This is a genomic window from Robertmurraya sp. DFI.2.37, assembly GCF_029211245.1.
GTDB lineage: Bacteria > Bacillota > Bacilli > Bacillales > Cytobacillaceae > Robertmurraya > Robertmurraya methanolica_A.
This window is the reverse complement of sequence record NZ_JARGEJ010000049.1, coordinates 24,014-36,133: the sequence shown is the minus strand read 5'-3', so window position 1 is coordinate 36,133 and position 12,120 is coordinate 24,014. Positions and strand designations below refer to the sequence as shown.

10 protein-coding genes and 1 pseudogene are annotated in these 12,120 nt (G+C 37.5%); 9 read left to right on the top strand and 2 right to left on the bottom strand.

The window, feature by feature from the left end; translation table 11 throughout:
• Positions 1–207 precede the first annotated feature (207 nt).
• The 3 genes and pseudogenes from PZE06_RS19915 to PZE06_RS19905 form a co-directional block, all read left to right on the top strand.
• Positions 208–1,398 (top strand): annotated as a pseudogene (locus tag PZE06_RS19915) (type IA DNA topoisomerase); the annotation flags it as partial.
• A 110-nt stretch (positions 1,399–1,508) separates the two neighbouring features.
• Positions 1,509–1,934 carry a transcriptional regulator MntR gene (gene mntR / locus PZE06_RS19910; protein ID WP_275792035.1) on the top strand — a complete coding sequence of 142 codons (426 nt, stop codon included), beginning with the start codon at positions 1,509–1,511 and terminating at the stop codon, positions 1,932–1,934.
• A 396-nt stretch (positions 1,935–2,330) separates the two neighbouring features.
• Entirely contained in the window at positions 2,331–2,687 is a 357-nt protein-coding gene (locus tag PZE06_RS19905; protein ID WP_275792034.1) for a DUF3139 domain-containing protein, read from the top strand.
• Between the two features lie 251 nt (positions 2,688–2,938).
• Here PZE06_RS19905 and PZE06_RS19900 read toward each other — a convergent pair whose 3' ends face one another.
• Positions 2,939–3,148 (bottom strand): hypothetical protein, encoded by a 210-nt coding sequence (locus tag PZE06_RS19900; protein WP_275792033.1) that lies wholly within the window; start codon positions 3,146–3,148, stop codon positions 2,939–2,941.
• 320 nt (positions 3,149–3,468) lie between these two features.
• Here PZE06_RS19900 and PZE06_RS19895 point away from each other — a divergent pair, with 320 nt between their 5' ends.
• On the top strand, positions 3,469–4,161 hold the full coding sequence (locus PZE06_RS19895) for an AIM24 family protein (RefSeq protein WP_275792032.1): 693 nt from the start codon (positions 3,469–3,471) through the stop codon (positions 4,159–4,161).
• Positions 4,162–4,440: 279 nt separating this feature from the next.
• Here PZE06_RS19895 and metA read toward each other — a convergent pair whose 3' ends face one another.
• A complete protein-coding gene (metA, locus tag PZE06_RS19890) occupies positions 4,441–5,349 on the bottom strand; it encodes a homoserine O-acetyltransferase MetA (protein WP_275792031.1) in 909 nt (302 codons plus the stop codon).
• Between the two features lie 156 nt (positions 5,350–5,505).
• Between metA and PZE06_RS19885 the strand changes: the two genes are divergently transcribed.
• The 5 genes from PZE06_RS19885 to PZE06_RS19865 all read left to right on the top strand — a co-directional run bounded on the left by PZE06_RS19885 (position 5,506) and on the right by PZE06_RS19865 (position 12,084).
• A complete protein-coding gene (locus PZE06_RS19885; protein WP_275792030.1) occupies positions 5,506–7,194 on the top strand; it encodes a formate--tetrahydrofolate ligase in 1,689 nt (562 codons plus the stop codon).
• Positions 7,195–7,355: 161 nt separating this feature from the next.
• On the top strand, positions 7,356–7,880 hold the full coding sequence (locus PZE06_RS19880) for a hypothetical protein (protein WP_275792029.1): 525 nt from the start codon (positions 7,356–7,358) through the stop codon (positions 7,878–7,880).
• Between the two features lie 91 nt (positions 7,881–7,971).
• Positions 7,972–8,832 carry a DegV family protein gene (locus tag PZE06_RS19875; protein ID WP_275792028.1) on the top strand — a complete coding sequence of 287 codons (861 nt, stop codon included), beginning with the start codon at positions 7,972–7,974 and terminating at the stop codon, positions 8,830–8,832.
• Between the two features lie 132 nt (positions 8,833–8,964).
• Positions 8,965–10,851, top strand: a complete 1,887-nt coding sequence (locus PZE06_RS19870) for an ABC-F family ATP-binding cassette domain-containing protein (protein ID WP_275792027.1) — start codon at positions 8,965–8,967, stop codon at positions 10,849–10,851.
• A 111-nt stretch (positions 10,852–10,962) separates the two neighbouring features.
• Positions 10,963–12,084, top strand: coding sequence for a conserved virulence factor C family protein (locus tag PZE06_RS19865; protein ID WP_275792026.1), 1,122 nt, complete (start codon positions 10,963–10,965; stop codon positions 12,082–12,084).
• The last annotated feature ends 36 nt before the right edge of the window (positions 12,085–12,120 follow it).

The window sequence follows — 12,120 nt, the reverse complement described above, 5'->3', positions numbered from 1 at the left end:
CACTATACCAAAGAAGCAGGTGCCTTTTCTTGTTTAAAGGCAATAGTCAAGGAACAAAGTTGATTGTTCTTAAAGCTTTAATAGACCTAAAACAAGGTCGATTTTCAAGGTGCGAAAGTTGAGTAATAAGTTTATTCCTATTAGTTATTAGCTTTAAAACCGATTTCATTAAGTCCACTTTCATTAAGTCCACTTTTTAGTAGATACCGTTCTGATTCTAGACATGTTACAAAGGGAGAGGCAGAAATGTTTCCTGAAATATTAGGTAAGCTTGAGCAGTATCCAGAATATCAAGAATTATTTCCTCTCCCGAACACGTCAATTATCAATAATCCTCGCTATGTGAATGATAAAAAGGTTACCGATCACTATGCAATTATTCCAACTGAACAGGTTCCTACATTGCAAAAGCTGAGTCTTGATGAGCAAAAATTATATGATGTAATAGCAAGAAGTTTGATCGCAGCCCATTACGGAAAATCTATTATAGAGTACACAACCATTAAGACATTAGTTGATGAAAGAGCATCTTTTCAATCAAAAGGTAAGGTTCAAAAAGAAGAAGGTTGGAGAAAAGTAATTCCCCAATTTGAAAAAGATAAGGATCCGAGTCTTCCTATATTAGAAAAGGGAGAAGAGGGAAAAGTTGTGAAAATAGAAGTAAAGGAAAGTAAGACACAACCTCCAAAACGTTTTACCGAGGGACAATTGATTACGTTAATGAAAACGGCTGGTAAACAGATCGAAGATAAGGAGCTTGAAAAAGTCCTTATGAAAACTGAAGGTCTTGGTACAGAAGCGACGCGTGCAGGAATTATTACGATGTTAAAAGAGCGAAAATATATTGATATTCGAAAAAACCTTGTTTATGCGACAGCAAAAGCGAAAATTTTGATTCAAGCAGTCGGGGATGAAATATTAGCTTCTCCTGAAATGACAGCGAAGTGGGAGCAGCGTCTTAAAAAAATTTCAGAGGGACAGGCTATTCCATTACAATTCATGGAGCAAACAAATAAAATGATTGCTCATCTTATTTCAACAACTATAGAAGCAGCGGAAAAATGGAAATTTCCTGATGAGTTCATTGATGGTTTTGTTCCTGGAAAACAGCCGGGAAAACAACGCAGACAACCAACCAAATTAGGAACCTGTAAGAAATGTAACGGCACCGTAATCGATAAAGGTACATTCTACGGTTGTTCAAATTATCAAAAGACGAAGTGTGATTTTACTATTTCAAAAAAGATTCTTGGCAAATCGGTTACGCAGAAGCAAGTGAAGACCCTTCTTACTGAAGGGAGCACAGAGTTGATCCACGGCTTTAAGGGCAAGGAGAAAACCTTTGATGCTAAGCTTGGATGGGACGATGCAGAGAAAAAGGTTAAATTCATATTTTAATGGCATAACCCTTCTTTTTCTTTCTTGTATCCCCTTTCTTTCTATAGTAAACTTTGAATATAAATAGAAAAAACTTTTGCGTTAATACAAAATTATTGGAGGGTGTACTGATGGCAACACCAAGTATGGAAGATTATATTGAACAAATTTATTTATTAATTGAACAAAAAGGATATGCTCGCGTATCAGATATTGCAGAATCACTCTCAGTTCATCCCTCTTCAGTAACGAAAATGGTACAGAAATTAGATAAAGATGAGTATTTAGTCTATGAAAAATATAGAGGATTTACGTTAACACCTAAAGGCAAAAAAGTTGGAAAGCGTCTAGTTTACCGCCATGATTTACTTGAGGAGCTTCTTAGAACAATTGGAGTAATGGAAGAGAATATTTATAATGATGTGGAAGGCATTGAACACCATTTAAGCTGGAATGCGATCGACCGTATCGGTGACTTAGTACAATTTTTTGAAGAGGATGAAAGCAGAGTATTGGCACTACGCGAAATACAGAAAAAAAATGAAGTACAAGAGTAAGAAGAAAGCTTGTTTAAAAATGGAGAAAATTTTTTCTCCATTTTTTTGGGATCATGACCAATCAAAGGGAATTTTGATTTACCAGTCCCCTGCCTAATATAGCCTCTGGCATCCTGATACTGCGAAATAAAGGTTCAGGCGTTGCCCTCAAAGGTTGCTCAACATAATGACCTCAATAGAAGAGCAGTCTTGATACACAATCAAGCCAAAAATGCACAAGTAAGAGTGAATTTGGCGTAATATAGTTGGAAACAGGGGCAATCATGGTGAAAATTAGCATAATCACAGTCTCAGACGATTGCACCCAAAGGTTGCTGCATTTCTTTTATTTTTTATTTTAGAATTTTGTTATGAGCAAGGAAACTCTAATCTCCTGTAAAGGGTGTATGTTTAATTATGGAAGAAAGAATAGAAAGTAGTATGAAAGTAAAAATTGTCATTTTCTTTTTTGCATTTTTAGCTTCACTAATCATGATTGTGGCAAGCATAATAGGTTATAGTATTTACAAGGAACACCAGGAATTGAATGAGTTAGAAAAACTCACTGAGGAATATCTTCTAAAAAAGTATGGTGAGGTGGATATTTTAGAAATTAAAGCGGAGTCATCTATAAAAGGTGAGCAACTCGCGTACGTTATTTTTGAGGATGAGCCGAATACAAGCTATATTTATGGAGAAAGTACAACAGGAATAATCCAAATTGGTCCAAAGCCACCAGAGGATGAAAAATTTCAATATAAGTTTTTAGAATAGTGATTTCTCTATCTACTTATAGAAGCGTAATAGCAGAAGGTTCTCACAAATAAGCAAAAGCCAAAAATGTGGTTATAGCAACATTTTTGGCTTTTTGAATTCATGGATTTTTAGCCATCTTAACGTGTTATATATCTTTATGTATGGTTTTTAAGAAAGAAGTTTCTCTCTTTTCAGTGATTGAAAGGATTGATGTAACCGGAGAATCTCTTTTTATAAAAAGAGTTCAACTGGCTTGAATTAGGTTGATTCTAGTAATAAGACGGCAAATCTTCAAAGGTAGTGTGATCAAATAAAGTATTGCCATCTTCCTGTTCTAACAATAGTACACCAGAAATTTTTTCATCGAGTGCTTCTAAGAGCGCTTTTCGATAAGAAATAATTCTTCCTTGGGATGTTTGAAAGCTGATAATAGCTCCTGAGTGATTTCGGTAGACAGAAACAATTTCTTCTTTTGTCATAAAATTAAGTCTCCTTGTTTTAAGCAATATAGAGCTTTTTCTATATTATTGTTATGATAAAACAAGGAAATATTCTTTAAAAATAGAAATTTATTCTGTAATAATAAAATATTTATTAGAAAAGCTTTGTTAAAGCCGGTGTTGATTTTTCGCTCATTTTCCCTCTGAGTCCATGAAACGGTTGGGGAGCTCTGCGGTTAAAGGATCTTTCAATAAACCTAATTTCATATAAAATGAGCTAAAGTCATTTTACCAACGATATTTTTTAACAAAGCTATTAGAAAAATAATTATTATTATGGGACAGGGAGCTGATGAGGTGTGAGTCGATACTCAATGAATGAATTTGTTAAGCAAACACAGCAACAAGATAAAGGAGAAGGTTTATTTGAACTTGAAACTCCACGGCTGTTGGAAATCAATTTGAATGGGCAAATATGGGCAAAAGCAGGTGCGATGATTTCTTATCGTGGAAATATTAAATATGAAAGAGAAGGGATTTTTGAGCATGGTCTCGGAAAATTGTTTAAAAAGGCATTTACAGGTGAAGGTACGTCGTTAATGAAGGCAACGGGAAGTGGCAAGCTTTATGTAGCTGATCAAGGGAAGAAGATTAGTATTTTACAATTGCAAGGTGAATCTATTTATGTCAATGGCAATGATTTATTGGCATTTGAGCCATCTATTGAATGGGATATAAAACTGATGAGGAAAATTGCTGGAATGATGTCTGGCGGGTTATTTAATGTCCGTTTAGAAGGCTATGGAATGATTGCGATCACTTCTCATTATGAACCATTAACATTGTTGGTAACACCTAATAATCCTGTGTACACAGATCCTAATGCAACAGTGGCATGGTCTGGTTCTTTAACACCTGAATTTGTAACAGATATTTCTTTTAAAACCTTCATCGGAAGAGGTAGCGGTGAATCGATTCAAATGAAATTTTCAGGGGAAGGCTTCGTTGTTGTGCAACCATTTGAGGAAGTGTATTTTTCTGACCAGCAGTAGTGATTCATAGCTATATTTTGTAAAAAAACAGTCTGACCATTCACTTTAGTCAGACTGTTGATGTTTCGAAATGAAAAATTTGTTAAAAGGAAGAGCCATCTTTTGTACCACATCCCTGCAAGTAGTCCGGTGTTTAGTAAGCTGTAATAGCAGTAAAACTTCGGTTCTTACAACCTCCGACAAGAAATTAGTTCTTTTTTATTTGGAGGAAGTTCATTATGGAAGAAAGCTCTTAATATAACTGTTTAAGAACTTACCGCACTGGTGTATATTCTATCTTTATTCCCAGACGTAAGGTGTCTCTTGGTACACATAGTAGTTCAACCAGTTTGAGAAGAGAAGGTGGGCATGGGAGCGCCACCGGTTTAATGGCTGTTTATTTGGGTCATTATTAGGAAAATAATGCTCAGGTAGATGAATGTTTAGTCCGCGCTGTCTATCACGATTATATTCCTCTCTTAAAGTATATGCATCATATTCTAAATGCCCTGTAATCATGATTTGTTTTCCACCATTGGCGCTCATGATAAATGGCCCCGCTTCCTCTGAGTAGGAGAGCAGCTTAATATCAGGATGCTCATTAATTTTATGTTGGTGAACATCGGTATATCTTGAATGGGGAGCAAAAAATTCATCATCAAATCCTCTTAATAGCTTTTCACTGCGATCATTTACAATATGAGAAAAAACACCGGAACATTTGCGCGGCAATTCAAACTTTCCAATTCCGAAGTGATGGTAAAGAGCTGCTTGGGCACCCCAGCAAATATGTAAAGTGGAAGTGACATTTGTTGTTGACCAAGTCATAATTTCCGTCAGTTCATCCCAATAATCGACCGATTCAAACGGGAGCATTTCCACCGGAGCTCCAGTAATTATCATGCCATCAAATTTTCGATTTTTGATATTCGGGTAAGTTGTATAAAACTGATCAAGATGAAGTTGACTTGTTGTTTTCGACTGATGTGTCGCCATTTGTAAAAAAGAAATATTTACTTGCAAAGGAGTGTTCCCTAATAATCGGAGCACTTGTGCCTCGGTTTTTTCTTTTTCCGGCATTAAATTCAGAATGATGATATTCAATGGTCGAATATCTTGTGTATTCGCCCGAACTTCATCCATAATAAAGATATTTTCTTTCTCTAAAACCTCTCGGGCAGGAAGAAGCTTCGGAATTTTGATTGGCAAGTGATCATCTCCTCGTTTGAATTTTCAATATTTAATATTATATAGTCGTTTATATGATGTATCAATCCTTTTGCAAAATTAAATCCGAATCCTCTGACAAAAAGATGATACAATATATATGGAAATCATCAATGAATGGTAATGGGGGTAAATGCGATGAGTGTAAATGTAAAATTTAAGTCTGACATTGAAATTGCCCAAGAGGCCAAAATGGAGCCGATTATAAAAATCGCTGCAGAGTTAAATTTACAAGAGGATGACCTCGAACTTTATGGAAAATATAAGGCCAAGCTCTCGTCTGAAACGATTAAAAGACTGCAAACAAAAGAATCAGGAAAAATTATTCTTGTAACTGCGATTAATCCAACTCCAGCGGGAGAAGGAAAATCGACCGTAACAGTTGGTTTAGGGGATGCTTTACATAAACTAAATAAAAAAGTCATGATTGCATTAAGAGAACCGTCTTTAGGACCTACAATGGGAATCAAGGGTGGTGCAACGGGAGGAGGCTATGCCCAAGTTCTTCCGATGGAGGATATAAATCTTCACTTTACTGGCGATTTCCATGCAATTACAACGGCAAACAATGCATTGGCAGCCCTTATCGATAACCATTTACAGCAAGGAAATGAATTGCGTATTGACCAAAGAAGGATTGTTTGGAAAAGAGCAGTTGACTTAAATGATCGGGCGTTAAGAAAAGTGATTGTGGGGCTTGGTGGACCGGTTCAAGGGGTACCCCGTGAGGATGGTTTTGACATTACAGTTGCCTCTGAAATTATGGCTGTCCTATGTCTAGCAACGGACTTGCAAAATTTAAAGCAAAGATTGGCGAATATGATTGTGGCGTATAATGTTGATAAAGAACCAGTAACCGTAGCTGATTTAGGAGTAGAGGGAGCATTAACTTTATTACTAAAGGATGCAATCAAACCGAATCTCGTCCAAACCATTGAGCACACCCCTGCCCTTGTACATGGAGGACCATTTGCTAATATTGCTCACGGCTGCAACAGTGCGATCGCCACGGTCACCGCATCAAAACTGGCCGATTATGTAGTAACGGAAGCGGGCTTTGGGGCAGACTTAGGAGCGGAGAAATTTCTCAATATTAAAACAAGAGCAGCAGGCTTTAAACCGGAAGCAGTTGTGATTGTAGCAACCATTCGAGCGTTAAAGATGCACGGGGGCATTGCGAAGTCAGAACTGGCAAATGAGAGCATTGAGGGACTAAGAGCAGGTTTTGAAAATTTAAGAAAGCACGCTGAGACTATTCAAAGCTTTGGGTTACCGTTTGTTGTGGCAATCAATAAATTTATTACAGATACTGATAAGGAAGTAAAGACCCTTCTTGAACTCTGCGAGAAATATAGCCTCCCAGTTGAACTGACAGAGGTTTGGGAAAAAGGAGGAGCAGGGGGAATCTCCCTTGCACAAAGAGTACTTGAAGTGATTGAACAGGCTCAATCTAATTTCTCACCGTTGTATCAATTGGCTGATTCTATTGAGGATAAAATTACAACGATCGTTCAAAAGGTTTATGGAGGTTCAAAGGTTGAATTCTCGTCAAAAGCCAAAAAACAATTGGCAGACTTTGAACGCTTTGGCTGGAGCAATTTGCCTGTCTGCATGGCAAAAACACAATATTCATTATCCGACAATCCAACAAAATTAGGAAGGCCGACTGATTTTACTGTAACGGTTCGAGAACTTAAACCATCTATTGGAGCTGGCTTCATCGTTGTATTAACAGGTGATGTCATGACGATGCCTGGTCTTCCTAAAGCACCAGCCGCGTTAAAAATGGATGTCGATGCGGAAGGGAATCCAATAGGCTTATTTTAATGTAAGCAATAAGAATAGAAAAAATACTTTCGACATGGAAATAGTACAATACGTCCAAATGCTTGAGCTTTTTGTAACATCCTTGTGAAGGAAGAATGTTTGTCGCAACTGTGGAGCGGCAGGGGTGACCCTGTCGTTCATTTTATGAAGGAGTGAAGGATATGTTTGATCCTACCGCATTTGAAAATATGAAGGTGGTTCTTGAAGGGGCATTGTATGATCGAGATCTGCAAGGGGAAATATCGATTCTTGATCGCAATGACCTCATCAACCTTGCAAAGCTTTCAAGGCAATATGAGATCACTTTTTCTAATCGGAATGGTAATGGAGTTTCGTGTACGTTTATTTTAAAGGCTGCGCTAGAAAATCTTTCGGCTGAACTGTATTCAAACGTAAAAAACGAGGCACTTGCAGGTGCGAAGGTTCTCGTCGTATTTAAACTTGAACATGAAAATAACCTAAAATTACATCAGAAGATGAATGCGCTTCTTATCGATATATGGGGATCGGAGCGAACATTTACTCAAAAAATCAGCTATAATCCGTTAGAGGATTGCAGTATCATTACGAAAGAAATTTCTCTTGATTTCAACCGCCTTGTCCTTGAAGATCAAATAGATGATTTGTTAATGATGTTAGACTATATAATCGATTCACTTCAAAAAATAAATAGCCTTTTATCATAATCACGCTAGCGCTCTCCCATCCATGTGTGTAAAATAAAATTAGCATCTAATTTTAGTATCTGGTCTTAAAATAAGTTTAGGGGGAGAGCATTTGAAAAGAATAGCATGGGTTACAGACAGTACAGCAAGTTTAGATCAAGAACTAAAACAGCATTCAGATTTGTATGCGGTTCCAATGTCGATATTGCTGGATGGTGAACAATTTTTAGATCATATAGATTTAACATCTGAACAATTATTTCAAAGGTTGAAAACGTTGAAGTCACCACCGAAAACTTCGCAGCCGTCTGTAGGAGAATTTAAACAATTATTTGATAGGCTTAAAAACGATTATGATGTAATCGTCCCGATTCTCGTCTCTTCAAAGCTAAGTGGAACGGTTTCATCCAGTGAACAAGCTGCTCAGTTAGTTGATATTCCTGTGATCACCATCGACTCTAAAATCCTTTCATACCCATTAACAGTCCAAATTAAGCAAGGGATGAAATGGCTGAGGGAAGGATTTCCTGTTGAAGCTATTAAGGAAAAAATTGAACGCTTACGAGAAACATATGAAGCTTATGTGTTAGTTGGTAGCCTTGAACAACTTCATCGCAGCGGCAGAATGTCCGGACTAAGATATTTTCTTGGGAGTATGTTAAACATAAAGCCAATTATTCAAGTAGCGGATGGCGAACTTACGATTAAGGATAAAGCGCGCAGTGAGAAAAAAGCCAAGGATAAAATCGTGAATTACTTACGGGAATCTTATGAAAAATTCAACTTTAAGGAAGTATATATTTTATACGGTTTACATCAAAGTGCCGCTTTAGAATGGAAGAATGAACTGGAGCAGTATTTTCCTTCTCTGCACTTTAGCTGTCATCCATTAGGGGCGACGATTGGCGTTCATGCTGGTGAAGATACGATTGGAATTAGTTGGTATAATGGTATGCAAGCGCTAGGTGAATAGTCTTCGCAAAGGATTCGGAATGAAGTGGTTCTGAATCCTCTTTTGATGGGGCGAGCATCTCTCAATGTACAAGAACTGGTATCTTTATGATAAAATGAAGTGCGAATAACTTTGATGATTGGATTGGTTTTTATGCAAATATTAACGATAGATAATTTGACGAAAACATATGGAGAAAAAGAATTATTTCAAAACATCTCCTTTACGATAGCAGAAAAAGAGCGGATTGGACTCATTGGAGTTAATGGCACAGGAAAATCATCATTGCTGAAAATTGTCGCAGGTGTTGATTTGCCTGATGGCGGTGAAGTGTTGATGCCGAAGGATTATAAAATTGCCTATGCTTCTCAATCTCCTGTACTTGATGAGAATTTAACTGTACTAGATCAAGTGTATGCTGGAGAGTCAGCGCTCCTTCGTGTTGTTAAAGAATATGAGAAAGCTCTATTGGATTTAGAAATGGATCCACATCAAGAGCGAAATCAAGCGAGGCTTTATGAGCTTCAAAGAAAGATAGATGCTGTTGACGGTTGGGATGTTAGTACGAACGCCAAAACCATCTTAACGAAACTTGGAATATTGGAATTTAATAAAAAAATAGCCGAGCTTTCTGGAGGACAAAAGAAAAGAGTTTCTTTGGCACAGGTTTTGATTCAAGCAGCTGATTTATTAATTTTAGATGAGCCTACTAATCACCTTGACTATGAGTCGGTTAAATGGCTTGAAGAGCACTTAAGCAAGTATAGCGGTGCATTGCTGCTCGTTACCCATGATCGTTACTTTCTCGATCGGGTTACAAATCGCATGTTCGAGTTAGATAGGGGAAAGCTATATAGCTATAAGGGGAATTATGCTGCCTTCCTTGAAGCGAAAGCGGTACGAGAAGAAAATGAAGCAGCAACACTAGAAAAAAAACGAAATTTATTTCGCCGCGAGCTGGAATGGATTCGTCGAGGAGCAAAAGCTCGCACTACAAAACAAAAAGCGAGAATTGGGCGCTTTGAAAGCTTAGATGAACAAATTTCTTCTGTCAAGTCTGACGATAAGCTGGATATTTCACTTTCAGGCAGCCGTTTAGGAAAGCAAGTTTTTGAACTGAAAAAGGCGAATAAATCTTACGGTTCTCAAGTAATCTTGAAAGATTTCGATCTATTGGTGAAACCGGGGGATAGAATAGGGATTGTTGGCAGAAATGGCACGGGTAAATCGACATTATTAAACACTTTAGCTGGGAAACTCCCGTTGGATTCAGGAGAGTATGTGATCGGGCAAACCGTAAAAATTGCTTATTATACCCAGGAAAATGAGGATCTGGATGAGAGTAAAAGAATGATTGAATATTTAAAGGAAACGGCACAAGTTGTTACAACTGCTGATGGTAAGACGATCTCAGCAACGCAAATGCTTGAACGTTTCTTGTTTCCATCTTTTACCCATGGAACACCGATTCGCAAGCTTTCAGGGGGGGAGAAACGACGATTATATCTTTTAAAAATCCTCATGTCAGAACCGAATGTTTTATTGCTTGATGAACCAACCAATGATTTAGATACACAAACATTAACGGTACTGGAGGATTATTTAGAAGACTTTCCAGGGGTCGTTATTACGGTTTCCCACGATCGTTATTTTCTTGATAAAGTGGCAGAACAACTGCTTATTTTAAATGGAGCTGGAAATATTGAGTCATTTTATGGAAACTATACAGAATTATTAGAAAGTCAGTTTGCTAAACAACAGATAAAGCAATCAAGTCCCTCAAAGGATAAAGTGGCGGTCGAAGAAAAGCCAAAAAAGAAAAAGATGACATATAAAGAGAAAATGGAATGGGACAAAATTGATGAGGATATTGCTAGCGTCGAAGCGCGTCTCAAAGAAATTGCCGAAGAAATGACACAAACGGGCAGTGATTTTGAAAAGGCACAAGCCTTGATGAACGAAGAAAATGCTTTAAATGAAAAGCTAGAACATTTTATTGAACGATGGAGTTATTTAGCTGATTTAGCTGAAAATGAATAATCATTTGCTTTTCGAGCACATTTTGTGTTTCAAAAGCTTTCTTATGTTACGATAAATGATAGTTAATCTGTTATAGTAAGGCGTATAATTGCCGGTAAAAAGGGTGAAATTATGAAAATTAAATCTATTGAACCTACTCCAAGTCCCAATACGATGAAAATTAATTTGGACGAACAGCTTCCAATGGGAAAAAGCAATAATTATAAAAAAGAGACGATGTCAGGGGCTCCTCAAGTAATACAGGATATTCTGCATATCGAAGGAATAAAAGGAGTCTATCACGTTGCTGACTTTTTAGCGATCGAACGCAATGCTAAATTCGATTGGAAAGATCTTCTTCCGCAAGTACGAAGAGCTTTTGGAGAAGAAGAAGGAGATAATTCTGAACGTCAAAGTATGGCTGAACACTTTGGTGAGATCAAAGTTCAAATTCAAATGTATAAAGGGATTCCTCTTCAAGTGAAATTGACCGATGGCACTGAAGAAAAACGCTTCGGTATGCCGGAACAATTTACGAAATTAGTGTCAGAAATTGAAGATGATGAGAACTATATTTTACAGCGAAAATGGAAAGAACATGGAGTTCGTTATGGTGAATTTGCTGAAATTGGACAGGAGGTTGTCGAAGAGCTGATTGCAGCGTATCCAGAAGAGCGTCTACAAGAAATATTGCGACAAGCAAAGAGTACTGATCCGGTCGTTCAGTTTCAACCGCGAAAAAAAATAAAGGTAAATCGAGATGATTTAAATGAGCCTGATTGGCAGAAGCGCTATCAGCTGTTAGAACAAATGGAAGATCCAACTTTAGAGGATTTACCTCTATTAGATAAAGCTCTGTCTGATGAAAAAGCGTCGATTCGAAGATTAGCGACCGTCTATTTAGGAATGATTGAAGATAGACAGGTTTTACCGTATCTTTATAAAGCATTAAAAGATAAGTCTGTAACCGTGAGAAGAACGGCGGGTGACTGCTTATCGGACTTAGGTTTTGCAGAAGCGGCAGATGAAATGGCGTTAGCATTAAAAGATAAAAGTAAACTCGTACGCTGGAGAGCAGCGATGTTCCTCTATGAGGTGGGAGATGAAATGGCTCTTCCAGCCTTAAAAGCTGCCGAAGACGATCCAGAATTTGAAGTTAGCATGCAAATTAAACTGGCGATTGAAAGAATTGAGCATGGTGAAGAAGCAAAAGGTTCAGTTTGGAAGCAAATGACGGAAATGAGAAATAAATAGATAGTTAATAAGCACAGACCAAGCTTGGTCTGTGCT